General features: G+C 69.9%; 22 protein-coding genes. 12 read left to right on the top strand and 10 right to left on the bottom strand.

Annotated elements, in window-relative coordinates; translation table 11 throughout:
- Positions 1-36: 36 nt before the first annotated feature.
- The 5 genes from ABGB10_RS22100 to ABGB10_RS22080 all read right to left on the bottom strand — a co-directional run bounded on the left by ABGB10_RS22100 (position 37) and on the right by ABGB10_RS22080 (position 6,444).
- Positions 37-771, bottom strand: coding sequence for a hypothetical protein (locus tag ABGB10_RS22100; protein WP_347662797.1), 735 nt, complete (start codon positions 769-771; stop codon positions 37-39).
- 462 nt (positions 772-1,233) lie between these two features.
- Complete coding sequence (locus tag ABGB10_RS22095) at positions 1,234-3,705, bottom strand: FtsX-like permease family protein (protein ID WP_347662796.1); 2,472 nt, start codon at positions 3,703-3,705, stop codon at positions 1,234-1,236.
- A complete protein-coding gene (locus ABGB10_RS22090) occupies positions 3,702-4,463 on the bottom strand; it encodes an ABC transporter ATP-binding protein (RefSeq protein WP_347662848.1) in 762 nt (253 codons plus the stop codon). Before ABGB10_RS22090 ends, ABGB10_RS22095 begins: the two co-directional genes overlap by 4 nt.
- A 110-nt stretch (positions 4,464-4,573) precedes the next feature.
- Positions 4,574-5,230: a response regulator transcription factor gene (locus ABGB10_RS22085; RefSeq protein WP_347662795.1), complete on the bottom strand. Its 657-nt coding sequence runs from the start codon at positions 5,228-5,230 to the stop codon at positions 4,574-4,576.
- Entirely contained in the window at positions 5,218-6,444 is a 1,227-nt protein-coding gene (locus ABGB10_RS22080) for a sensor domain-containing protein (protein WP_347662794.1), read from the bottom strand. The genes ABGB10_RS22085 and ABGB10_RS22080 overlap by 13 nt, the downstream gene beginning before the upstream one ends.
- A 170-nt stretch (positions 6,445-6,614) precedes the next feature.
- Here ABGB10_RS22080 and ABGB10_RS22075 point away from each other — a divergent pair, with 170 nt between their 5' ends.
- The gene (locus ABGB10_RS22075) at positions 6,615-6,845 is read left to right on the top strand and encodes a hypothetical protein (RefSeq protein ID WP_347662793.1); all 231 of its coding nucleotides are present in this window, start codon (positions 6,615-6,617) and stop codon (positions 6,843-6,845) included.
- 251 nt (positions 6,846-7,096) lie between these two features.
- Positions 7,097-7,606 carry a GNAT family N-acetyltransferase gene (locus ABGB10_RS22070; RefSeq protein ID WP_347662792.1) on the top strand — a complete coding sequence of 170 codons (510 nt, stop codon included), beginning with the start codon at positions 7,097-7,099 and terminating at the stop codon, positions 7,604-7,606.
- 215 nt (positions 7,607-7,821) lie between these two features.
- Here ABGB10_RS22070 and ABGB10_RS22065 read toward each other — a convergent pair whose 3' ends face one another.
- Together ABGB10_RS22065 and ABGB10_RS22060 are read right to left on the bottom strand one after the other, a co-directional pair.
- A complete protein-coding gene (locus ABGB10_RS22065; protein ID WP_347662791.1) occupies positions 7,822-8,955 on the bottom strand; it encodes a substrate-binding domain-containing protein in 1,134 nt (377 codons plus the stop codon).
- Positions 8,952-9,368, bottom strand: a complete 417-nt coding sequence (locus ABGB10_RS22060) for a hypothetical protein (RefSeq protein ID WP_347662790.1) — start codon at positions 9,366-9,368, stop codon at positions 8,952-8,954. Before ABGB10_RS22060 ends, ABGB10_RS22065 begins: the two co-directional genes overlap by 4 nt.
- Before the next feature lie 241 nt (positions 9,369-9,609).
- On the opposite strand from ABGB10_RS22060, the gene ABGB10_RS22055 reads away from it, so the two are divergent.
- From ABGB10_RS22055 to iolB, 7 genes are all read left to right on the top strand, one after another.
- On the top strand, positions 9,610-11,613 hold the full coding sequence (locus ABGB10_RS22055; protein WP_347662789.1) for a DUF2264 domain-containing protein: 2,004 nt from the start codon (positions 9,610-9,612) through the stop codon (positions 11,611-11,613).
- Positions 11,614-11,655: 42 nt separating this feature from the next.
- The gene (locus tag ABGB10_RS22050; protein WP_347662788.1) at positions 11,656-12,960 is read left to right on the top strand and encodes an extracellular solute-binding protein; all 1,305 of its coding nucleotides are present in this window, start codon (positions 11,656-11,658) and stop codon (positions 12,958-12,960) included.
- Positions 12,961-13,076: 116 nt separating this feature from the next.
- A complete protein-coding gene (locus ABGB10_RS22045) occupies positions 13,077-13,940 on the top strand; it encodes a sugar ABC transporter permease (protein ID WP_347662787.1) in 864 nt (287 codons plus the stop codon).
- Entirely contained in the window at positions 13,940-14,836 is an 897-nt protein-coding gene (locus ABGB10_RS22040) for a carbohydrate ABC transporter permease (protein WP_347662786.1), read from the top strand. The genes ABGB10_RS22045 and ABGB10_RS22040 overlap by 1 nt, the downstream gene beginning before the upstream one ends.
- Positions 14,837-14,841: 5 nt before the next feature.
- Positions 14,842-15,519, top strand: coding sequence for a hypothetical protein (locus tag ABGB10_RS22035; RefSeq protein WP_347662785.1), 678 nt, complete (start codon positions 14,842-14,844; stop codon positions 15,517-15,519).
- Between the two features lie 84 nt (positions 15,520-15,603).
- A complete protein-coding gene (locus tag ABGB10_RS22030; protein ID WP_347662784.1) occupies positions 15,604-16,788 on the top strand; it encodes a glycoside hydrolase family 88 protein in 1,185 nt (394 codons plus the stop codon).
- Between the two features lie 46 nt (positions 16,789-16,834).
- Entirely contained in the window at positions 16,835-17,659 is an 825-nt protein-coding gene (gene iolB / locus ABGB10_RS22025) for a 5-deoxy-glucuronate isomerase (protein WP_347662847.1), read from the top strand.
- A 345-nt stretch (positions 17,660-18,004) separates the two neighbouring features.
- On the opposite strand, the gene ABGB10_RS22020 is transcribed toward iolB, so the two are convergent.
- Positions 18,005-19,015 (bottom strand): mechanosensitive ion channel domain-containing protein, encoded by a 1,011-nt coding sequence (locus ABGB10_RS22020; RefSeq protein ID WP_347662783.1) that lies wholly within the window; start codon positions 19,013-19,015, stop codon positions 18,005-18,007.
- A gap of 490 nt (positions 19,016-19,505) precedes the next feature.
- On the opposite strand from ABGB10_RS22020, the gene ABGB10_RS22015 reads away from it, so the two are divergent.
- Positions 19,506-20,633, top strand: a complete 1,128-nt coding sequence (locus tag ABGB10_RS22015) for a hypothetical protein (protein WP_347662782.1) — start codon at positions 19,506-19,508, stop codon at positions 20,631-20,633.
- Positions 20,634-20,815: 182 nt separating this feature from the next.
- Here ABGB10_RS22015 and ABGB10_RS22010 read toward each other — a convergent pair whose 3' ends face one another.
- Positions 20,816-21,160 carry a cupin domain-containing protein gene (locus tag ABGB10_RS22010; RefSeq protein ID WP_347662781.1) on the bottom strand — a complete coding sequence of 115 codons (345 nt, stop codon included), beginning with the start codon at positions 21,158-21,160 and terminating at the stop codon, positions 20,816-20,818.
- A 164-nt stretch (positions 21,161-21,324) separates the two neighbouring features.
- On the opposite strand from ABGB10_RS22010, the gene ABGB10_RS22005 reads away from it, so the two are divergent.
- Positions 21,325-22,638 (top strand): M48 family metalloprotease, encoded by a 1,314-nt coding sequence (locus ABGB10_RS22005; protein ID WP_347662780.1) that lies wholly within the window; start codon positions 21,325-21,327, stop codon positions 22,636-22,638.
- A 28-nt stretch (positions 22,639-22,666) separates the two neighbouring features.
- Positions 22,667-23,020, top strand: a complete 354-nt coding sequence (locus ABGB10_RS22000) for a hypothetical protein (protein WP_347662779.1) — start codon at positions 22,667-22,669, stop codon at positions 23,018-23,020.
- Positions 23,021-23,938: 918 nt separating this feature from the next.
- On the opposite strand, the gene ABGB10_RS21995 is transcribed toward ABGB10_RS22000, so the two are convergent.
- On the bottom strand, positions 23,939-24,808 hold the full coding sequence (locus tag ABGB10_RS21995; RefSeq protein WP_347662778.1) for an oxygenase MpaB family protein: 870 nt from the start codon (positions 24,806-24,808) through the stop codon (positions 23,939-23,941).
- Positions 24,809-24,810: the final 2 nt, after the last annotated feature.

The raw sequence follows: 24,810 nt of genomic DNA, 5'->3' as shown, positions 1-24,810 counted from the left end.
TTCGGGTTGCGGCCGGGAAGGTGTCGTTTGCGTTCGTCAGAGGCGGTGGAGGCCTTTTCTCAGCTGGTGGATGACTTGCCACTGTGCTTGGTCTCCGGTGGGCCGGGGGAAGCCACCGTGCCGGAAGGTCCAGTTCAGGTAGGCCACCAGGGGCATGCGGGCCTCGCCTACGAAGTACGCGTCGGCGGATGCGTCGGGGAGGATGATGCCGTAGGGGCCACCGCCGCTCACGTTGTCCTTGTGGAAGTGGTCGGGCGCGACGGGCAGGAGGAACAGCTCGTCCTGGTCTTCCTGCCATGCCTCGATTTCGTCCGCAAAGTACTCGCGGATGTCGCTGTCCGGGTAGCGGGAACCCGCCAACTCCAGCACGAGCGGGTCCGCAGCTGCCGAGCTGGGCCACCGCGGGTGCGTTCCGACCAGCCACACGTCGCCCACGATGCGGATCCACGACGACAGCACCATCGGGAGTGGGCCGAGACGCTGTTCCAGCCAGTGAAGGAACTCTTCCGCCTTCGGGCCGGGTGGCGTGTATGGCTCCGTCGGGGTCTGGTCGTCGTCGTTCTGGTGGAATCGGTAGCCCTGCTCGCGCAGGCGCGCGACCAGTGTTTCGATGTTGCTCCGGGCTCGGCGGGCCATCTCGTCGCATACCGCCTGCGCCTCTGGGGCGAAGCCTGGTTCACGCACGCGGTTGCCAAGCTGCCGCATCTCATGCCATACCCGATCTTGCTGCCCGGCGACGTAGCGGTTTACCCAGTCCAGGTGCTTAGTCATCGCGATCATGGTGCCGCAGGTGATCTCTTGAAGCAACGGTCCGTGCGCACCGCGCGCCCAATCTCGCGGGACCCCCGTCTGGTCCGCCGATCGACGCTTGGTGGAACCGCCGATGGTCGCGCAAGGGGAGGGGCTCGTTCGAGACTGCCTGGCATGGAAGCGCTTGACGATCCGCGGTAACGAGCCGGCGATCAGGACGAGGCTGGCCCCGTGAAGTCTTCCGACCTAGAGACGCGTCCGCAGGCGAGCGACGGCCTGGCGGAGCGTGAGGTCGATGACGACCAACCTGCCGTTCTGCTCCCACACTGTGAGGGTGTCAGCGTGGCGTCGAATGCCGATCGGTGCCAGCCAAGGCCGCCGCCACGACTTTGCCACGGCCCTGGGTCTACCCGTAGCGGGGACCGTGCCGCCTCAGCGATCTACGCGGAGGCGGCACGGTCGCCGATGTTCGAGCCGCGAGGCCTACTCCTTCACCCCGATGTTGTCGATCGGAGGTGCGCTGAGCAGCCGTCGGACGGGCCACACAGTGGTTGCCAACGCCAGCAGTGTCGTGCCGCCGAGCACCGCCGCCCAGCCGAGCGGCGGGACGTACGGGATCGGGCTGCCGGTCAGTCCGTTGACGATCGCGCTCAGGGTCAGCGCCGCGATGGTCGCGCCGATCAGCACCGCGGTGCCGAGCAGCCCGGCCTGTTCGGCCTGGACCATCCGCCGAATCTGACGGCGGGTGACCCCGACCAGTTGTAGCAACGCCAACTCGCGGCGGCGGGCCAGCGCGGCCAGCACCATCGTGGTCGCCGCCGCCAGCGCCGCGTACCCCACCATCACGCCGATCAGCAGCCGGTTCAGCCACGCGCCGAACGCCAGATCGGTGCTGAGCAGGCGGGTCCGGGTGGCGGCGTCGAGAACCTGGGTGCCCGGATGCCCGGCCGACCAGGTGGCCAACGCGGTGTCGGCCTCCGGGCCGGCGCTGACCAGGACCTCGTCGTCGGTATCCCCGGCGGTGTGCCCGGCGACGGTCTCGGCGGCCAGCGTGACGTCGCCGAAGCCGAGGCCACGGCCGTAGATCGCGATGACGTCCAACGTGACCGGGGTGCCGTCGCCCAGCCAGAGTTCCGCCTGGTCGCCGACGTCCCAGCCGGACGAGGACGCCTGCATCGCAGACAGGGCGACCGTGCCAGCGCGCAGGTCGGCCAGGTTGCCCTCGCGCACGGCGAGGTCCATCGTCGACGTGATGCCAGCCGGGTCGACCGACTGCGCGCTGACCGGCTCGATTCCGCCGAACGCCCGCACCACCACCTGCGTCCGGCGCACACCGGTGGCCGCCTGCACCCCGGCCAACGCGCGGATCTCCCGCGCCGCGTCCGCCGGCAGCCCACCCGGAGCGACAAGCACCCGCTCGGCGAGGGTTCCCGCGCTGCTCTGCGTGGTGGTCTGCCGTTCCAGGTTGGTCTGCAGGAACCAGACCGAGCCGCCGAACCCCACGGACAGCACGAGGGCGGTCAGGACGGTCGCCATGCCCTGCGCGTTGGCCCGCAGATTTGCCGCGGCCAGGTAGCCGCTGATCCGCCACATCCGCGGCAACAACGGTGTGAGCAGGCGTGCCGCGTACGCGTTGATCCTCGGTGCGAGCAACGCCACCGCGATGACGAACAGGTACAGCATGCCGACCGCGCCGGCCAGTGCCCCGGTCGACCCGGTGGCACCGAGCGTGAAGGCCCCGGAGGTGCCGGCCGCCGCCAGCGTCAGAACGCCGGCGATCAGCCGCACCCGGCCGCTACGCCGAGGCTCGACAGCGATCTCGCCGAGCGCCTCGATCGGCTTGATCCCGGTGATCCGGCGTGCGGCGACCACCGCGGCGAGCACCGCCACGAGGACCGCCGTGCCGACCGCGGCCGGCACCGCGAGCAGGCCGTCGGCCATCGGGAAGCTGGCCGGCACGAACCCCCGCCCGACCAACTCGCCGTGCACCCAGCGGGCCGCCAGCAGGCCGGCCGGGCCGCCGATCGCGGAGCCGATCAGCGCGAGTAGCGCGGCCTCGGCGACCAGCATCCGACGCACCTGCCCCGGCGTGGCCGCGACCGCGCGTAGTAACGCCAGGTCACGTCGACGGTGCCGGACGGACAGCCCGATGGTGCCGGCCACCACGAAGACGATCAGCAGGACGACGTACCCCCCGAAAACCGATCCGACCTCGATCAGCAACGTCTGGGCGGCCTGGTCCTCCGACTGCTCGACGTTCCCACGGTCTTTCCCGGCGTACGTCGTGGCGCCGGCCGCCGACGCGATCTCGCGTACCGCGCCGAGGTCGGCGCCGGGGACCATCCGTACGCCGATTGCATCCACCCGGCCCGGGTGGGCGGACAACCGGGCGGCCTGGGCGTCGGTGAAGAACACCGCCGCCGAACCGGTCTCGGCGGTTCCGCTCACCCGGTACGACCGGCTGACCCCGCCGACGACCAGGTCGATGCGGTCGCCCGGCGCCACGCCGAGACGGGTGTCGACAAGCACCTCGTCGTCGGCCCGTGGCGCGGCGCCCGCGGCGATGGGACGACCGGTGAAGGCGTACGTGTCCCAGCCGTGTCCCACCGCAGCGGGGGAGCCGATCAGCACCCCTTCGTCGCCGGTGACGGCCGCGACGCCCGGTACCTGGCGGATCCGGTCCACCAGGGCCGCGTCCACCGTGCCGCCCTCGGGCAGCGTGACGGTGCTCGTGGTGGTGTCGCCGCCGAACTCTTTGAACGTGTGGCTGACCGTGCGGTTGGCGACGACCGCGTCGGCCGTGGCCCAGAGCCGTGGCTCCGTGCGGAAACGCAACCCGGACTCGACGAGGGTGCCCATCGCCACCAGGATCAGCACGCCGGCGATCAGGGCCAGCAGGGTCGCGGCGGCCGGGCCGGCACGGTGCCGCAGCAGGCGGGCGGCGAGGCCGATCATCGGAGGACCCGCCGATCCAGCGACGCCAGGTGCTCGGCGATACCGGCGGCTCCGAGCTGCGGAAGGTCGGCGACGATCGCACCGTCGGCCAACACGAGCACGCGGTCGGCGTACGACGCGGCGATCGGATCGTGGGTCACCATCACCACGGTCAGCCCGTGTTCGTCCACGACCGCGCGAAGCAGCGTCAGCACCTCCGCCGCGGTCCGCGAGTCGAGGGCGCCGGTGGGCTCGTCTGAGAAGATCACCTCGGGGCGGGTGGCCAGCGCCCGGGCGATCGCCACCCGCTGCTGCTGGCCGCCGGAGAGCGCGGCCGGCCGGTGGTGCAGTCGGTCGGTGAGGCCGACCCGCTCGACCACCTGGGTCAGCCAGGCCCGGTCCGGCCGGACGCCGGCCAGGCGCAGGGGCAGCACGATGTTCTCCTCGACGGTGAGCGCGCCGATCAGGTTGAAAGCCTGGAAGACAAACCCGATCCGGGTACGACGCAACTCGGTCAGGCGGGTCTCGGACAGCCCTGACAGCTCGGTGCCGCCGATGACCACCCGACCGGAGGTGGGCCGGTCGAGCCCGGCCGCGGTCTGCAGCAGCGTGCTCTTGCCGGAGCCCGACGGCCCCATCACCGCGGTGAAGGTGCCCCGGTCGAAGCCGACATCGACGCCGGCAAGCGCAGTCACCTGGTTACGGCCGGCGCCGTACACGCGGGTGAGTTGTTCGACGCGTACCGCCGGTTCGATGGTCTGTCCCGGATAGTCCGGCATTCTGGTGGCCTCTCTCCGTGTCATCGGCAAGACTGCGCGCACCAGAAACGCTATTGACGTGCGAGAACGGCGGCCATCCCGCGGGCTGCCAGGTCCGGGTACAGCAGGCGCTACCGCCGATCGCCGTTCAGGTAGCGCAGCACTGCGGTGACCCGGCGGTCGGCATGGTCGTCCGGTGGAAGCTGAAGTTTCGAGAAGATGCTGCGGATGTGCTTGTGCACCGCACCGTCGGTGACGAACAGCCGCCCGGCGATCGCGCTGTTGCCGAGCCCTTCGGCCATCAACCCCAGCACCTCACGCTCACGCGGCGACAGCTCGCTCAGCGCCGTGTCCGTCCGACGGTTGCGGGCGAGCAGCTGCGCCACCACCTCCGGGTCGATCACGCTGCCGCCGTCCGCGACGCGGTGCAGCGCGGCGAGAAACTCCTCGACCCGGCCCACCCGCTCCTTCAACAGATAACCGAGCCCGACGGCGCCGACCGAGAACAGGTCGGTGGCGAACGCCTGCTCCACGTACGCCGACAGGACCAGCACCGCGAGGCCGGGGCGGCGCCGCCGGGCCTCCACTGCGGCCACGATGCCCTCGTCGGTGTGGGTCGGCGGCATCCGTACGTCCACGATCGCGACGTCCGGCGCATGCTCGTCGACGGCGACCAGGAACTCGCCCGGAGTACCGGCCGTGGCGACCACGTCCAGATCCTCCGCCCGCAGCAGCAGAGCCAGCCCCTCACGCAGCAGCGGGTCGTCCTCGGCGATCACGATCCGCATGGCAGCTCCACGTCCATTCTCGTCGGCCCGCCCGGTGGGCTCGTCAGTGTCATCCGGCCGTCGTACGCCTCGACCCGCCGGCGGATACCGGCGAGCCCTGAGCCACGTGTCTCGTCCGCGTCGCCGTGCCCGTCGTCCTCAATGCTCACCAGCAGCCGGCCGCGCTCGCGGCGCACGTCCACGTCCACCTGGCTCGCACCGCTGTGCCGGACGACGTTGGTCAGTGCCTCGGCCACCACGAAGTACGCGGTGGCCTCGACCGAGGCCGCGCACCGCACCGCCACGTCCACCTCAAGTCGGCAGGGCACCACGCAGCTGCCGGCCAGGCCCGCCAGCGCGCCGGCGAGACCGCGGTCGTCCAGCACGGGGGGCAGGATCCCGCGCACCACCGTACGGAGCTCGCCGAGTGCCTGTTCCGCAGCGTCCTGCGCCCGCCCGAGGATCTTGTCGGCGCGGTCCGGATTGCGGCGCGCGGCCCGCCGCGCGGCACCCAGCAACACGTTGACCGCGACCAATCGGTTCTGGGTGCCGTCGTGCAACGACCGCTCGATCCGGCGCAGCTCGACCGCGTGGGCGTCCAGCGCCGCAGCGCGGGTGGCGGTCAGCTCGGCCACCCGCAGCGACAGGTCGACACCCGGCGGCGGAGACAGCAGCAACCGGCCCGGCCATGCCTGGAGACGGGCCAGGACCGGGCTGAACCAGATCGCGGCGGCGAGCCAGCCCACCCCGAACAACCCGACCGCGAGTGCCTCGGACAAACCACCGATGTGCCACCAGACGATCCCCGGCCCGCCGGCGTCGGCAGGGAGCAGCCCGTACCACAGCGGGAACGTGACGTACTGCACGGCAGAGAGTGGCAGCGCGAGGCCGACCAGCCCGGTCACCAGGCCGACGAGCGAGTACAGCCCGACCCAGCCGAGCTCCCGGCGTACGAAGGGATCACGCGTCGCCGTCCGCAACCCGGCCGGCACCGGCCCCGGCGTGGGGATCGGCTCACCCCAGCGGGACAACCGGGCCCGCTCGCGGTCGGCCACCGAGCGCACCGCCCGCAACGCACCGGGCGCCGCCAGCAGCCCCACCCCGCCCACGCAGGCCGCCGCCACGATCGCCGCCCAGAGCAGCGCGCCCAGCGCCAGCGCGGCGGTGCCCAGCCCTCCGGCGAGGTGCTCCAGGGCGTCGATCGAGGCGCGAACCCGGGCCCGCACGTACGTCATCGACCCACCTCCCCCGCCAACATAGGCCACCGCGGAACCCGCCCGGCAACGCCCGGCGCGGAAGGTACAGCCTGCTGCACCACGGTCGTCGAGCTGGCGGGATCGGCCCCGCCGCACCGCCCACCTAGCGTTGACGGCGTCGAGGAACCTTCACCGAAGGAGGCAGTGTCATGACCGATCCGTACCGCATCACCGAGGCCCCGGTAGCCGCACCGAAGAAGCCGGACGGCGTGCTACGCCCGCTGCTGTGGCTGGTGCTCTTCGTCAGCGCGGCGGCCAACGTGGTGCTGTCGACCGCGGCCGGCAACCAGTGGATCAGCTCGGCGTTCGGCCTGGTGGCCGTGCTCTGCGCGGTCGCGCTGATCGTCCACCACCGCCGTAACCGCGCGCGACAGTCGTAGGGACACGACCTCACCCCTCGTCGCGCTCGATCACCCTCGCCACTCCGCTCAGGTCGTCGTTCAACTGGTGGTCACGACCCGGGCAGCAGCCGTAGCTCTGCCTGCGGTATGACGCTGGCGGGCGGGTGCCGCCGGTGAGCGGACCTCAGCCGGGGTCGATGCATCCCGGTCGCAGGTTTGAAGATCAAGCTAGGCCGTGTTGTAGAAGTGCTCGTGTGGGGTCTACTCGGAACGATGGGTAGCCTGCCTGCATGGCAAAGGTCGTCACCTACCTGGAGATGAGCAACGCCAAGGACCTGCGACCTGGGAAGGTGGTGCCGGAACTCTCCCTACGGCGCGTTGCCGGTGACCTGCCGCTCGTGCATGCCACCAATGCTCAGGTCGGAGCCCCCTATGGGTGGCGGAGTGCGTCTCGCACCGACGAAGAGTGGCAGGAGCTGATGCGGTGTCGTCCGCTGCGCCAGTACTGGTTCATCACCCTGAAGGACGAGACCGTGGGGGTTGCGAATTTGGAACCCCAGCCTGACGGAGATGTGGAGATCACCGCCTTTGGGCTGTTACCCGAACATGTCGGGAGGGGTCTCGGTGGCCACGCGCTGACGCTGGCCATCCGGCAAGCCTGGGACAGTGCGGCCGTGGAGTCTGCGGCTGTACGCAGGGTTTGGCTGCACACATGCTCGTTGGACCATCCGAATGCACTACGCAACTATCAGCGACGCGGCTTTACTGCCTATCGCACCGAGGTCGAAGCCGAGCAATAGTCGGCCCAGGGCGAATCAGGCCGGCGAGGACGCGCGTGCCGGGTGCCCGAGGTATTGCGAGGCTGTCCGCCGCGTCCACAGTGTCGCCAACCCTGGCACCGGCGTGCCGGCCAGCTCTGACACCCCGATTCCAGCAGTGTCGCGCCCGGCCACCGGTGGCGCAGGACACTGCCGTCGTGCCAGTCCGCCGCCGGTGGCCGAGGACGGAAGGGCGCCTACGCGGGTGGCGGCGCGGTCGATCCCCGGATCCGCAGTGACGGGCTGATGACGATCCGGTGGGTGGGGCGGTCGGGGTCGACGAGCCGGTCGGCGACGAGACGCACAGCGGCCCGTCCGATCGAGCGTCGCGGCGGTCGGACCGCGGTCAGCGGCGGGCTGAAGAGCCCGGCGACCTCATCGTCGTACGCCACGATGGAGAGGTCGCCGGGAACGGAGAGGTGCCGCTCCTCGCAGTGCTGCACCAGCGCGATGGCCTCGGCGTCGGCGTGCACCAGCAGCGCCGTCGTCCCGGTTGCCTGGCACCGGTCGAGGACGTCGTTGAGTACGGTGTCCCGCTCCGGTGACCGTGCGTCGGGCACCACGGCCACCACTGTCGCGTCCGAGTCGAGGCCGCACTCGGTCGTGGCGTCGAGCCAGCCGCGCCGTACGTGCTGGCTGGTGGGGCTGTTGGCGTCGAGCACCAGGCCGACCTTGCGGTGTCCGAGCGAGGTGAGGTGGCGTACCGCCATGGCCGCACCGAGCGCGTGGTCGGTGACCACCGACTCCATGACGGCGTGGTGGCTGCCTACCGTCGCGGTACGTTCCAGCAGGACGACCGGGACGCCGACCTGGTCGAGCCACTCGATGGTGCGCTCGGCGCTCGGTACGTCCATGCTCGGCGCGATGATGAGCGCGTCGACGCCCATCCGCTCCACGAGCCGGGCCAGTTGCGGCTGGTCGTCCTCGGTGTCGTAGGAGGAGCCGCGCAGAACCACGCGCATGTCGAGCTCGCGGGCTGCCCCCTCGACGCCGCGAGCCACGTCCGGCCAGTAGTAGTCCAGCGAGGGCACGAGCATGCCGAGGGCACGCCCGAACAGCGGGTCCAGGTCGGCTGCCTCGTCTGCTGCCGGGGCGTCGTCGGGCAGGATCAGGGCGACCCCACCGTGGACGCGGCGAACCAACCCCTCGGCGGCCAGCTCCGCGATGTCGCGCCGGATGGTGACCGGCGCGGCACCCAGCACGTGGGACAGGTCGGAGATGCGCATCGAGCCGTCCCGTTGCAGGGCTGCCAACAGTTGCCGGCGGCGGGCGACCTGAAGCGGCCCTCGGGAGCCCTCCGCCGTGGCGGCGGCGGGACTGTCCTTGGTCATGGGGGACCTCCGGGGAACGCTTCGTGTGGCGAGAGCTCTGGCAGGGTGCGGACGAGCTCGCCGGTCGGGTCGAACGCGGTGACGTCGATCGCGAGCCGGATCAGCTGATCTCCCCATCCGTCGAAGAGCATAGGAGTCGTGCTCCGCCGGGGCGCCGCGGCGCACGGCGCCGAAGCTGGCTGCCGGCCGAGGCCGAGCCGGCTGACGCCGTCCAGCGCGGTGGCCTCGGCGCGACCGTCGCCGAGCCGTGCCTGGCCGGCGACGAGCAGGTGGATGTGGGGTGGCGAGGTCGCCCGGTCCGGGTCGAGGTCCCGGGCGTCGTCCGGCGAGGCGAGCACCCGTGCCGGCGATTCCGTCCGGTGACCGCACCGTGCCGCAGCCAGCGGGTCTGCGGAGTGGTCTGCGGCGGTCATGACTCCTCGGCCGGTAGAGCGACTATGAACGGTTGTGATCGTATCAGAGCACTTGGTGCGTCAAGGCAGTCTTGTGCGCTTACTCGATCAGTTGTGTCCACATTGGTTTGAGAACAGCATTGACTTGCTCTGTTGTGAGCGTTTTACTTCGGAAACCCGGCGGATGTCTGTACGTCACATTCATGGGCAACGCCCCGCTCCTCACATTCCACGGAGGCGGCTCGATGCGACAGGACCTCGGATGACGTTCGGGACGGCCGGCCGGCTGGCACCGGGGACGAACCCGGACGCCTCCGCCGCCGCGACCTGGCACCGGGACAACTGGTTGGCCCTCGCCGACCGGATGCTCGCCGCCGCCCGGCCGTTCGCGTCGCCCGGCCACGCCCTCGTCACCTTTCCCGGGCCGGAGGGCGGTTACGGGCGGGCCGTCGACGGCCTGGAGGGGTTTGCTCGCACCTTCCTGCTGGCCGGCTTCCGCATCGCGGGTGCCAGGGGAGTGGGCGTGGACGAGCTCGTGGACCGGTACGCGACCGGCATCGCCGCCGGCACCGACCCGAGTTCTGCGGACCGTTGGGTGCGCTTGGACGAGCACCCCCAGGCGAAGGTGGAGGCCGCCTCCATAGCGCTGGTCCTGGACCTGACCCGCCCGTGGATCTGGGACCGGTTGCCGTCCGCGGTGCGGGAGCGGGTAGTGGACTATCTGCGCCCGGCGGTCGGCGACGACACGTATCCACGGATCAACTGGGTCTGGTTCCGGCTGGTCGTGCAGACGTTCCTGCGTTCGGTTGGCGGGCCGCACTCGCTCGACGAGATGAACGAGGACCTGACCACGCACGACGGCTTCGCCCGCGGGGACGGCTGGATGGCCGATGGGCCGAACCGCGCCTACGACCACTACGTGGGCTGGGCCCTGCACCTCTACCCGACGCTGTGGGCCCGGATGGCCGGCGCCGCTGACCTGGCCGAGCAGCGCCGCGAACGGGACCTGGCCGGCCTCGACCGCTTCCTGAGCGACGCGGTCGCGCTCGTGGGCGCCGACGGATCACCGTTGATCCAGGGGCGAAGCCTGACCTACCGCTTCGCCGCGGCGGCGCCGTTCTGGGTCGGGGCCGTCGCCGGCGTGCCCTCGGTCGGCCTCGGCCGGTTGCGCGGGGCGGCCACCCGCATCGTGCGTCACTTCGTCGCCAACGGCGCCCTGGACGAACGGGGCCTGCTCACCCTCGGCTGGCACGGGCCGTGGCCGCGACTGGCGCAGTCGTACTCCGGGCCGGGCTCGCCGTACTGGGCCAGCAAGGGCCTGCTCGGCATCGCGCTGCCCGCCGACCATCCGGTGTGGACGGCTCCGGAGGAGCCGCTGCCGGTGGAGGAGCGAGACACGGTGCGGGCGATACACGCGCCAGGCTGGCTGGTCTCCGGCACCCGTGCCGACGGGATCGTCCGGGTCTTCAACCACGGCACCGACCACGCCGTCGAGGGTGCCGCCGTCTCAGATTCCCCGCTCTACGCCCGACTGGGCTACTCCACCGCCACCACCCCGGTCCTCGACGACAGCGGTTGGGTCAGTCCACTCGACCAGTCCGTCACCCTCGTCGACGACGCGGGCCGGGTCACCCACCGCGCCGGCATGCGCCTGCTGACCGTGCACGTCGACATCGACGGCGTGGGCGTGGCCGGTTCACGTGCCCTCGCCCACTGGGTCGACCCGGATCCGGGTCAGCGCGATCACGGCGGCGGTCGCGTGGGCCGGTCCCGACCGGCCGGGCACCTCACGGTGTATTCGCTGGTCCGCGGCCCCTGGGAGCTACGTCTGACCCGCGTCGACGGCCTCGCCGACGGCGTCCAGGCGGCTGCGTTGCGGCTACGGATCGGCGGCTGGGCCATTGCCGGGCACGCGACGGCCACTGCCGGCGGCGGTGTGGCGGTCGTGACCGGGGCAGACCTGACCAGTCGGCTCGAAAGCGTTCACGGCGGTGGAACGGCCGGCGTCACCGCCGTTCCGCACGGCGGGCCCCTGGCGGGCGGGCTGGTCGTGCCATGGCTGGACCACCCCGTCCGGCCGGGTGCATGGACCGCCACCTTCACCGAGCTGTCCAGGGTGCCGGTGGCCATGGCCCGGCAGGCATGCCAGGCCGTGGTCGACGAGGACGGCCGCGGCCTCCACCTGGCGGTCGACTGGCCCGACGGGATCAGCACGTCGACCCGTCTGGACACCGAGCATGCCGGGCCCACCCAGGCGTCCTGGTAGCAGTGCGGGCCCGTCCGGGCCCCTTGACCTAAGGAGAGAGGGATGAAGCGTGCGATACCGGCCGTCATCAGCGCTGCGACGGCCCTGACGCTCGTTCTCGCCGGTTGCGGCGGCGGAGACGAGCCAGTCGACCCCAACGCCCCGGTGACGATCACCCTGGCCGGCTGGACCCTGTCGTCCACGCCCGAGTTCAAGACGCTCGCCGACGGCTTCAAGGCGACCCACCCGAACGTGACGGTGGAGCTCAAGGAGTACGCCGCAGGCAACGACTACGACACCCAGATGATCACGGACCTGGCCGCCGGCACCGCCCCGGACGTCTACGTCATGAAGAACCTCAAGAACTTCTACACGTACCAGAGCGGTGGTCAGCTGCTCGACGTCTCCGACGCCACCTCCGGTCTCGGCTCGAGCCCGGCGCTCGCGTCCTACCAGGTGGATGGCAAGGCGTACGCGGTGCCGTACCGGCAGGACTCGTGGGTGCTCTTCTACAACAAGGACCTGTTCGCGAAGGCGAAGGTGGCGCCGCCGGACGGCAGCTGGACCTGGGACGACTACACCGACGCGACGAAGCGACTGCACACCGGGCTGAAGGGGGCCGGCTCGAACGCGACCGGCGCGTACCAGCACACCTTCCAGTCGACCGTGCAGGGATTCGCGCTCGCGCAGACCCCCAACGCGGACCTGCTCTCCGGGGACTTCGGCTACCTGAAGCCGTACTACGAGCGGTCACTGGACCTGCAGGCGGCCGGCGCGCAGCCGACCTTCGGCACCGCGAAGACCAACAAACTCACCTACCAGGCGCAGTTCGGCAAGCAGCAGTCGGCGATGCTGCTGATGGGCACCTGGTACGTGGCCACGCTGCTCAACCAGCGACAGAGCGGTGACGCCGACAAGTTCCAGTGGGGGATCGCACCGGCACCTCAGTTCGACAAGTCCACCACCGGCGCCTCCGCCACACCGGTCACCTTCGGTGATCCGACCGGCCTGGGGATCAACCCGAAGATCAGCAAGTCGAAGGCCGGCGCGGCCAAGGCCTTCCTCCAGTACGCGGCCGGCCCGGATGCCGGCAAGGCGCTGGCCGGGATCGGCATCACCCCGGCCCAGGTCACCGAGGCGGCCACCGCGACCCTGTTCGGGCTGGACGGCATACCGCAGGACGACCTGTCGAAGTTCGCCTACGCCAAGCACACCATCAAGCCGGAGAACCCGGTGTCGAAGCACACCGCCGGCCTGCAGAACCTCCTCAACGAGACGCACTCGGCGATCCTCTCCGACAGCAAGGGCGTCGACGCGGAGCTGAGCAAGGCGCAGACCCGCGCCAAGAACGAGGTCCTCAACCAGTGAGCTGATGGCGGGCCCGGCGCACCTGAGCCGCACGCCGGTCCCGCCACCATGCCGAACGCTTCCGGAGACTCCCTATGGCAACATTGCCGCGTACGAGACCCAGGAACCGGCGGCTGGTGTCGCGCAACACGGTCGCCGGTTGGTCGTTCATCCTGCCCAACTTCGTCGGCTTCGCCGTGCTCACCCTCCTGCCCGTCGCGGTGCTGTTCTACGTGGCCTTCACCAACTGGAACGTCTTCGGGGTGGCCGAGTGGACCGGCACCGCCAACTTCCGGCGAATGTGGGGCGACGCGAGCTTCTGGACCGCACTGCGCAACACCGCCTACTACACGGTCTTCCACATTCCGCTGACCCTCGCGGCGTCACTCGGGCTGGCGCTGCTGCTCAACCGCAAACTGCGCGGCGTACGGTTCTTCCGCACCGTCGCCTTCTTCCCCTACATCACCTCGATCGTGGCGATCGCGATCGTCTGGAACCAACTGTTCAGCCCGGAGTACGGCCCGATCAACGCACTCCTCGGTGCCGTCGGCGTGGACAACGCGCCGGGCTGGACCACGTCGTCGACCTGGTCGATGCCGGCGGTCATCATCGTCGGCACCTGGCGGTACATGGGCTACTACATGCTGCTGTTCCTGGCCGGCCTACAGACCATCCCGGCCCAGCTCTACGAGGCGGCCGAGACCGACGGCGCCTCACCGTGGCAGCGGTTCGTGCACGTGACCCTCCCGGGGTTACGACACACCACCTTCTTCGTCACCGTGCTGCTCACCATCGAAAGTTTCAAGGTCTTCGACCTCATCCTCGTGATGACCGGTGGCGGACCGGGCCAGTCGACACTGGTGCTCTCGCAGTACATCTACCAGAAGGGCTTCGAGGAGAACCAGTTCGGCTACGCCTCGGCGGTCTCCGTCGTCCTGTTCGCCATCTGCTTCGGCATCACGGTCATCCAGTTCATGGTCAACAAGCGGAGGAACAGCTGATGACCGCGACCGACCTTTCCATGCCCCCACCGGCCGTCGCCGCGCCCGGCGACCGCGGGACACCCACCCGACGTGTCGGGTCCCGGGGCTGGCGGCTCGTTGGGTACGCCGCCCTCGTGCTCGCGGCGGTCGGGCTGCTGCTGCCGTTCTACTGGATGGTGGTGGCGTCGTTGAAGACCAACAGCGACGTCTTCACCATCCCGATCACGTGGCTCCCCGATCCCGTGGTGTGGCGAAACTACCTCGACATCTGGCAGCGCTCGGACATGACGACCTGGTTGGGGAACACGCTGCTGCTGTCGGTGGTCGTCACCCTCCTACAGGTGGTGACCGGCAGCTTCGCCGCCTACGGCTTCGCCCGGGTCCGCTTTCCCGGCCGCAACGCGCTCTTCCTGGCGTACGTCGGGACGATCGCGGTGCCCTGGCAGTCGTACATGATTCCGCAGTTCATCCTCATGTCGAAGCTGCAGTTGTCGAACACGCTGTGGTCGATCGTCGCGCTGCAGGCGTTCGGCGCGTTCGGCGTGTTCCTGATGAAGCAGTTCTACGAGACGATCCCCGAGGAGCTGAGCGAAGCAGCGCGGGTCGACGGGCTCACCGAGTTCGGCATCTACCGACGGATCATGCTGCCGTTGTCCCGGCCAGCGCTTGCCAGCCTGGCCCTGCTGACGTTCGTGACCACCTGGAACGACTACCTCGGCCCACTGATCTACCTGCGCAGTCCGGAGTTGCGCACCATCCAGTTGGGGCTGAACACCTTCATCTCCCAGTACAACGCCGAGTACGCGCTGATCATGACGGGCTCGGTGCTGTCCGTGCTGCCCGTCGCGGTCATCTTCCTGCTCGGCCAGCGCTACTTCATCGAGGGCATCGCCTCGACCGGACTGAAGGGTTGAGGGCCATGCGTTCGCGCCACAACACCATCGCGGCCGTCTTCGACGGGTTCTACGTCGCGCTCGTCACCAACCTTCTGCTGGTACTCGGTTGCCTGCCACTGGTGACGCTCGCGTTCACCACCGAGACGGCACGCTCGTGGCCGCTCTACGCGCTGACCGCCCCGCTCTGCGCGCCCGGGCTCTGCGCGGTCTTCGCGGTCATGTCCGCCTACTCCGCCGGCGACACCGGCGGCGTGCTGCGCACCTACGGCCGCGCCTGGCGAGCCACCGCCCGGCCGGCGATGCTCTGGACGGCGGCAGCCATGGCCGCCCTGGTCGTGCTCGCCGTCGACGCCCGTGCCGCGTGGGGTCACCGGGTCGGGGCACTCGCCCTGCCGGTACTGGCGACCCTGATCGTCCTCACCGTCGCGACCACGCTGCTCGGGTTGGTGACCGTCGCCGAGCGACCCACCGCGCCGCTGCGCGAGGTGGCCCGTGCCTGCGTGTATCTGGCGGTGCGCCGGTGGTACCTCACCGCCGTGTCTCTGCTCGTGCTCGCGCTGCTCGCCCAGATCCTGGCGGCCCGCCCCGCGATCGCGCTCGGCCTCGCCGCCGCGCCGCTGCTCTACGTCGTCTGGGCCAACAGCCGCTTCACCCTGCGGGCCGCCCTCGACCCACCGACGATCGCACCCCAGCGCACCTGACCAGCACGTTCCAGCCATCGAGCGGGGACGCCGATGACACACCTGCCCGGCACCGGACCGGACCCACGAGGGAGAACAACATCCATGACGGCGACCGACGTCCGTCCCAGCTCCGACGCAGAGGCCACGGCGGCTGCGGTGGCCGCCGCGATACGCACCGTCGACGCGAACATCGCCACCTTCGACGACCGGTACCCCGCGGACACCACCGACGCCAACCGCTACCCGCTCCGACCACCGCACGCTGGCCAACCCGAGGGCGCCAACGTCGGCTGGACCACCAGCTTCTGGCCCGGCATGCTCTGGCTGGCACACGACCTGACCGGTGACGACCGCCATCTGCGGGCCGCCCTGTCCCACGTGGCCAGTTTCGCCGGCCGGGTGAACCGCGGCATCGACCTGGACACCCACGACCTCGGGTTCCTCTACACCCTCGCCTGCGTCACCCCGGCCCGCCGTACCGGTGACCCGCAAGCCCGAGGCGCGGCTCTCGCCGCTGCCGACCACCTGATGACGCGCGTGCTCGAACCCGCCGGAATCATCCAGGCCTGGGGCGACCTCAACGACCCCCGCCAACGCGGCCGCACCATCATCGACAGCCTCATGAACACACCGCTGCTCTTCTGGGCCAGCCACACCACCGGCGACGACCGCTACGCCGCCGCGGCCCGCCGGCACACCGCTCAACTGCGCCAGCACATCCTGCGCCCGGACGGCACCACCTTCCACACCTTCTACTGGGACCCGGACAGCGGTGTGCCACTGCGGGGCGAAACCGAACAGGGCCACGCCGACCACTCCTGCTGGGCCCGCGGGCAGGCATGGGGCATCTACGGGTTCAGCCTCAACCACCGGCACATCGGCGATCCCGCGCTGCTCGCCGCCGCGAGCGCCTGCGCCGAGCGTTTCCTCGCCCACCTGCCAAACGACCACGTCGCGTACTGGGACCTTGAGTTCGGCGACGGCAGCGGCCAGGAACGGGACAGTTCGGCCGCGGCCATCGCCGTCTGCGGCCTGCTCGAGCTCGCGGACAACCTCACCGACAGGGCCAGCGCCGGCCGGTACCGGACAGCCGCCGCCGAGATCCTGCGTTCGCTCATCGACCATTACTCCACCGGCGGCCATCCGGTCTCGAACGCGCTGATCCTGCACGGCGTCTACGACAAACCCAAGGGCGTCGGCGTCGACGAGGGAACCCTGTGGGGCGACTACTTCTACCTGGAAGCCCTCACCCGCGCCACGATCCCCGGCTGGACCAGCCCCTGGTAATCACCGCGACCGACCCGCACTGCCCCGCATCCCGCGAAAGGTGACCATGGACTACCGCTACCACTGCTCCATTCCCGCCGCTGTCGGCCGGAACACGCTGCCCTTCAATCCCTGTCGGCTGTTGGACTTCACCCTGCTGCGGCTGTCGGCCGGCGAGTCCTGGACCGGCGGGTCCGGCGACCGGGAGATCCTGGCCGTCATCCTCGGTGGCACGGCCAGCTTCACCGTCGCCGGCCACCACTTCCCGCAGGTCGGCCGACGCGCGGACGTGTTCTCCGGCAAACCGCACTCCGTCTACCTCCCGGCCGGCTCCGAGGTGACCGTCGAGGCCGTCACCGACGTGGAGATAGCCCTACCCAGCGCTCCCAGCGAACTGGCCACCGACCCGTATGTCATCGCACCGGAGCAGGTCGCGACCGGCCGCTGGGGAGCGGCCAACTTCGGCCGTACCTACCACCAGATCCTCACCGAAATCTCGCAGCCGGACCTGCCCGCCCGCCGGCTCATCGTCGGCGAGACCTACACGCCCTCGGGCAACTGGAGCACCTACCCGCCGCACCGGCACAGGGTCGACGACCTGCCCGCCGAGGCCGCACACGAGGAGATGTACTACTACCGCGTCAACCCGGCGGACGGGTTCGGCATCAGCCGGGTCTACACCGACGACGGGTACGAGGAGAACGTCACCATCCGTGATCATGTGATGCAGATGATGCCGGAGGGGTACCACACAGTTGTGAGCGCGCCCGGCTACACCACCTACTTTCTGTGGTTCCTGGCCGGCACACAACGCACCCAGGGCGCGCGCGAGGACGCCGACCTCGCCTGGGTGGGCCAGACCGTGCCAACCCTGCGCAGCCTGGGCCTGTAGCGACGATCCTGGACACGTCTTCGCCTCGACGGCCGCGTCGCGATGGTCTCCAGCGACAGTGGGATGGAGCAGACCATCGCGACCAGGCCGGCGCTGACATCGCCCGATGCCGCGGACCGAGTCGGCACGCACCGCGACCGCTCCGGGCATCGACCGGTCGATGCCGCGGCCCCCTGCCGGTGCGAACTCTGCGGCTCAGCGGCTTAGGCAGAGGGGATGCCATGAATGGGACCGGCGCTTGTTCGTTCGGCCATCGCCGGGCCGCGATCAACCGCCGACGCGGCTCCTCGCGGCCGCCGTCGTCAATGGTGGTGGGCGGACGTCATAGCAGACGCGCGCCGCTGGTCAGGGCTGATACTGGTTGCGGGCGCGGGGTAGCCACTGGGGATGGTGGTCCCGCAGATAGCGGATCAGTCCCTCGCGCAGGTCGCAGCGCAGGTCCCAGGCGCTGGCGCCGTCGGCGGCTGATGCCTGCACCTGGATGACCGCGGTCTGCGGGGTGGAGTCGACCATCTGGAGCACCCACTGATGGCGATCCCACAGCGGTGAGGACTCGACCAGCCTGCGCGTCTCCCGGCGTAGGTCGTCCAGGTCGGCGGTGTGGTCGACATGAATCTGCACCTTGCCGACAACCCGGGACTCGTTCCGGGTCCAGTTCTGAAACGGCCGCTCGGTGAAGTACGTGGTTGGCAGGATGAGCATCCGGTCGTCCCAGAGCCGGATCACCACGTTGGTCAGCTTCACCTCCTCAACCCGGCCCCATTCACCGTCCACCACCAGCACGTCGCCGACGTGCAGCCCGTCGGCGAAGGCGACCTGGACGCCGGCGAACGCGTTGCCGAGCGCAGTCCGGGCGGACAGGCCGATCAACGCGCCGACCACTCCTGCCGAGGTCAGCACGGAGACGCCGAAGAGGCGAACCGGCCGGAAGGTGATCAGGATCAGGCCGACCGCGACGATCGTGACCACGGCGACGGTGAGCCGCCGCACGGGGCGGATCTGGGTCCGGGCTCGCCGGACCCGCCGGCTCGTGACCGGGTCGCTCGGCAGCCGGCTGAACGCAACCCCCTCGGCGACGTGCAATGCCTTGACCACCAGCCACGCACCGGCCGCGACCAGGATCAGCAGGATGGCGTGCCGCAGATAAGGCAGCCACCGGGGCGGGCCGGACGGCAGGGCATAGTACAGCGCCCCGACCACCAGGACTGCGGCCGCCGGGCGACGGCAGGCGTGCCGCAGCGGATCCAGCAGCCACCGATAGCGGCCACGAGCGACCCGGCGGACCAGCACGCCGGAGACAACCTCCACGACGATGGCCGCCGCCAGCGCGGCCAACACAATCAACGCGGTACGCATCAGCAGCCGTTCACCGTGATCCCGGGTCCGCCTCTCCTGAACGTGCGACCGCACTCCCCGCGTTGAGGGTGTCATCGGATCCGGTGGCAAGTGGCGGATATCGGGAATGCCAGACGGTAGTGACGGACGCCGGTGGCCACCCGACGGCGTGCCGGCAGGGGGGTGCCGTGGCCCATGGCAACAGCGGCGTCCTCCCCGCCCACCCACGTCAACTGCGGGTGGGCCGTGCCCTGACCCTCACGAAGCGGCCTTGAGGCCGAGAAGGTCTGCGAGGATGTGAACGCCGGAAGGGTGTGGACTCACGCGGTGAGGGATTGCTCATGGAGGGCTGCCGGCGTGTCGACGCCAGCAACATTCTGAACCACAGGAGCATCTTCCACCGGATGCGCCCCGGCGAGAGGGAAGCAGGTTGACAACCGTCGGAGAGCTCGTGACGGGTCGGTTGGTGACCATCGACGGCGACGCGCCAGGTCGTCGGTGAGGAGCGCCGGTGACCCGCAGTGAACAGCAGCGCCCGGAGATCGTCGTCGGGCTGGTGGCGACCCCGCCGGACCAGCCGGCCCGGGTGGCCGCGCGGCTCACCGCCGAGCTGGCCGGGCGGCTCGCCGACCAGGTGGACGCGGGCGTGCGGTGGACCATCCGGGAATGCTGGGGCGATGTGGCGCCGCGCCGCGACGGCGGCGTTGAGGCACTACTCGACGATCTTGCTCAACGGCGCATCGACGACCGGTGGGACGTCGCAATCTGCCTGACCGACCTGCCGCTGCACGCCGAGCGTATGCCGCTGGTCGCGCAGACCTCCGCCCGGCGTCGGGTCGCGATGGTGTCCCTGCCCGCGCTGGGTCTGCACCAGCTGCGGGCAGTCCGCGCGGCCGTTCCGGATCTGGTGAGCCAACTCATGACCGACGCTTTCGACCAGCGGGTCCCGCCGGCCGGCTGGGCACCGACCGAGATGACACGCCGGGTTACCGCCATCCACAAGGTGGTCGGCGACACCGACGGCGGGGAACTGAGGTACGTCGCCTCGGGGTTGATCGGCCGGGTACGGCTGTTGGCCGGAATGGTCCGAGCCAACCGCCCAGGGCGCGCCTTGCTGGGCCTGTCCAAGTTGTTGGTCGGCGCGTTCGGCACGGCGGCGTTCGCGCTCACCACGGACACCATCTGGCAGATGGGCGATGCGCTCGGCGGACTCCGGCTCGCCGTGATCATGCTACTGGGGCTGACCGCGTTGGTGGCCTGGCTGATCGTCGCGCACGACCTGTGGGAGAAACCAGACCGCGAGACACCGGTTGAGCTGGCCCGGCTGTTCAACCTGGGCACGATCTTCACCCTCGCTCTGGCCACGGCGGCTTCCTACCTGGTGCTGTTCGCCGGAACGGTGCTGGTCGGAGCGCTGCTGATCGACACATCCGTGCTGGAGCAGATCTTGCAGCGGCCGGTCGATTTCAACGACTATCTGACGCTCGCCTGGATCACCAGCTCGCTGGCCACCGTCGGCGGCGCGATCGGTTCCGGGCTGGAAAACGAGGAAACGGTCCGGGCTGCCGCCTACGGCTATCATCCCGAGCCCGGCGGCTGGCGGGACGAGAGGGACGGGAAGTCTCACCGGCGGGGGTAATTAGCGTCTCGCTACGTCTCGATGATCTCGGGATCGGAGGATGTCGTGCAGCAGGGGGCCGGGTCCGCACCCCACGCCTGCTGACGTGGCTGGCCGACCACGGCGGTCCCACCGGCCGGCAGGTCCGCCAGATGAACCACCTGTCCACCCAGCATGCTGCGATGTGGCGAGGTCTCGGCCGCCTACTCGACTCGCTGATCCGGAGCGCGCGAACCGTACGCCGGGCCGAACACCACCAGCAGCGCCAGGTCCTCGGTCACCTCCTCGAACCGGTGCTCCTCGCCGGCCGGCACGAAGATCACCGAACCCGGGCCTACCTCGGCCGCGCCGTCCGGGGTCACGATCCGGGCCTGCCCCGCGGTGACCACGTAGATCTCATCCTCGGTGTGCGGGCTCTGATCGTCGAGACCGCCCGCCGGGATGCAGTACGTTCCCACCGACAGGTCCGGCACCCTCAGGTGTTCGACCCAGTCGTTGGCAGCCCCGGCGGGTGCGGTCCACCGGCCCGCGCCTTCGATGATCAGCATGGCAGCACTTTATGGGACATCTCGTAGCTGGGTGAAGGTGTTCTCAGCGCCGACCCGGCGGTCCGCCGGTCAGGATGAGGTTGTGAAGGTCGGCTATTCCGGAATCGGCGTCCTGGGGTGGACAGGCTCCTGCGGCAGGTGCCCGGCATCTACACTCCACCCTCGTGCCGACCAAGACGACGACGTCGAGCAGGTGTCCGAGCTGTGCCCACGACCTGGTCCTGCCGGAGGCGGGGGCGCTCTCCTGGTGCCCTGCCTGTCGGTGGAACCTGGACGTGTACGACCCCGCCCTGGCCCCATGGCGCGGCACCACGATGGTCGGCCGGTGGGGGTTCCGGCGAGGGCTGAGGCTCGACCGGGCGGCGCATGAGGACCTGCTGGCTGACCCGGAGGCCCGCCCGGCTGGGCCGTCGTCCGGTGAGGTCTGGCTGACGGCGGTCTCCGTGGTGCTGGCACTGCTGGGTGTGGCGGCAGTGGGCTACCTGGTCTGGCTCGTCGTGGCCAGCGACCTGCCGCCGGGGGTACGGCTGGCGCTGGCGGTCCCCGCTGTGCTTGTCCTGCTGCTCGTCAAGCCGTCGATCGGGCGGGTGCCCAGGCATGGCGTGATCACCGAGCACGAAGCCCCGCAGTTGCACCGCCTGGTGCGGGAGGTCGCAGATGCCGCCGGGACACCGGTTCCCGATGTGATCTGTGCGGACCTGAGCCTCAACGCCGGTGTGGGTCGGCTGGGCTGGCGCCAGCGGTCGGTGCTCGTCATCGGGATCCCCCTGTGGGTGATGCTGCCGCGGCCGGCTCGGATCGCGCTTCTGGCCCACGAGCTGGGTCACCTCGCCAACGGCGATCCGCTGCGGGTGCGCAGGACCCTGCTGGCGAGGACGTTCGGCACCCGGGCGGTGATGGCCACCGGTGGGCGAAACCCTTGGCGGCGGGCCCTTCACGCGACGGATTCGCTGGCCGCGAACGTGAGCGGTACGGCCGTCCTCTTTGGGATGATTGTTAATGGAACTGTCGCGCTGGCGAACGTCGCCGGCGCGACCGCGCAGCTGCTCGTCGACAGCGTGGCGATGCCCGACAGTCGCCGCGCCGAGTACCGGGCCGATCTGGTCGCCCGCCGGGTCGCCGGCAGCGCACCCTTCCTCGGGTCCTCCGAGACGGTCCTGCTCGCCGACCGGATCTGGCAGGACCTGTGGCATCAGGCCCCGCGTATCGACGGTGAGCAACTGGAGGTGATGGCTGCTGAAGCCCGCCAGCGCCTGGCCGCCGACCTGCCGCTGGCCCGTCAGCTCAGCCGGCGAGCCACCGATCTGTGGAGCACCCACCCGGGCGAAGACCAGCGGATGCGGTTGATCGAGGCATTGCCTGACGTCGACGGGGTCCTCTCTGTCGATGACATCCGCTGGGCCGAGGTCGACACCGAACTCGCGCCGTGGCGCCGTAGCGCACACAACGCCCTCCTTGGCACCCGGGATCGATTCTGAAGAGCGTGCGCCACCGGGGCGGGCTCGGATGCTCGCTCCGAGCCTGACGGCGGAAACGCTGGTCAGGGCTTTACGGCTGGCTGCGCCGAGTCCTGCGCGCGGTGGGGACAGCCGCCCGATCGACGGTGAGCGATCCGGCGGTCGGGTATCGGCTTCGGGGCGAGATGGGCTTCGGTGTCAGGCACCGATCCGGTGCGGCGGCGACGGCAGCCTGACCATCAAAGCGCCAGAGGCCATCGACGACGTCGACCACCTAGCCGAACACTACAGTCGAGCGTTCCGCCGCTACGCGGCCCAGGCTGTCCAGATCCGCACCTTCGACGAATTCCACAACGCGATCGACGACCTTCTGGCTCCTCCCCACACCGCCGGCACCTACTGACGGGTCCGCAGCCAACATCCACATTTACCAAGGACAGTACGCTCGATCGTCTTGGCCAACGCGCCCCGCCGCCTCGGGCGCGTTGGAGCTGTCTTGTCGGCTGATTTCGGGCAGCACCCGGCCGCAGTAGATTCGGAACCATGGAGTCGCAAGGTGGCGCGAGTCGCATTGGCTGGGACGGCCTCACCGATCGCGAGCGTGGAAAACCGGAGCCTGACCGGCCATCCACGAAGTCCCGTCGACACGGAAGCGCTGCCGTCTACCGATCGGAGCTCGCTGCTTCGCCGTCCCCTGAAGAGGCGCATCTGTCGGAAAACAGCGGCAGGAACGGTTTTCGTGCAGAGCGCATCGGCTGGGACGGGCTTACTGATCGCGAACGTGGAAAGCCAGAGCCGGCCCCGGCGGGCAGGGGCGGGGTGTACCGAGGCGGCTCTTCTACCTATGAAGCCGGGCAAGCGAAGACATCGCGCTCCAATTCTGCTAGCATCGCCCATCGGGATCAGTGGCTCCAGTCTGCCTTCTCGTTAGGATTGCCCAGTGGCACACCAGGCTCGCCGGTAGCCCCGGGCAATGGGGCAGCGTTGGTCGCGAGGCGTCCAACATCGATAACCAGCCGGGACGACGGCGCGGATTTTCCGGCCAGGACGAGTTCGCGTCGAGAAACACCGGCACCCATTGCCGATCGCTTGACGGAAATCCGGGGTTTGCTCATCGAGATCAGAGACCTGCCGCGGGACGGCGAAGCGAAAAGTCGTCGGAACCTGGCGCTTGGTGTGATCTTCGGAATCCCGGCAAGCTTGATCGCGAATTACCTTGACCGAAGCATCGGATCCGATTAGTTCGGCGAACAACGATGGCTTGCTTTCGTGTCGCTGAGAAGGCGCCGCGGCGGTGCCGATCGCGGGGCCGGCCGGATGCTCAGGCGTTGGGCCGACCAGACACATCCTGCTGCGGACCGAGCTGGCTGATCTCGTACCCGTCGGGGTAGCTCTTGGCCTTGATCCCCTCGGCGAACAGCGGCGTGCTGCGCGGCGCCCCGAACCACCGTTGCAACCGCGAGCGCATCTTCAGCGCGCCATGCAGGCCGGCCCGGATCGGCCAGGCCGGCGGATCCACCCGCGTCGCGTGCCGCAGCGGGGCGTCGTACATGGCGCTGACCAGCGCGTTCCCGAGCGGTGCGAGCAGCCGGGGGATCCGGGTGAGCATCAGCATTCGGGTGGCTTGCTCGATAGCCGCCGCATCGTCGTTTGGCTGCAGGTGGGCAGCGTCGTGGGCGGTGAACCAGGTGTCGAACTCTTCGTACGACCCGGGAATGTCCGTGATGCCCATCCGTCGGCCCAGCTCTCGGTAGAACAGGTGCGTGGCCTGCAGTTCGTGGCAGCAGGGCGGGCGCCAGCCGTACTCCTGCAGCCACCGCGTCGGGATGACCACCAGGCAGCCGAGGACGTAGCGGAAGTCGTCGTTGCTGATGTCGTATGGGCGGTGGATCTGGTTGACGCGCCGTAACGCGTCCCGGCCACGGGGCTGTTCGAAGCCGTTGAGCACCATCTCGTACATCAGCAGGCCGGTGTCGTCGATCCGCTTCTGGGTGCGTTCGGTCAGCTCGCCGGTGGCGGTGTGCACTGCGGCGATGGTGGGGATGGAGAAGGACCGGTTGAAGGCGAGGTTGAGGCCGAGCTTCATGTCCCACGGGAACTCGTAGCGCAGCAGGCTCTGGTAGATGTCCAGGTAGTCGTGCTCGGGGTCGAGGGTCCGGATCCGGGTCAGGTTGGCGTAGCGGCCTCTCATCG

Source organism: Micromonospora sp. B9E7, assembly GCF_039871815.1.
In the GTDB taxonomy this organism is placed as follows: Bacteria; Actinomycetota; Actinomycetes; order Mycobacteriales; family Micromonosporaceae; genus Micromonospora.
This window is presented reverse-complemented; position numbering and strand designations above follow the sequence as displayed.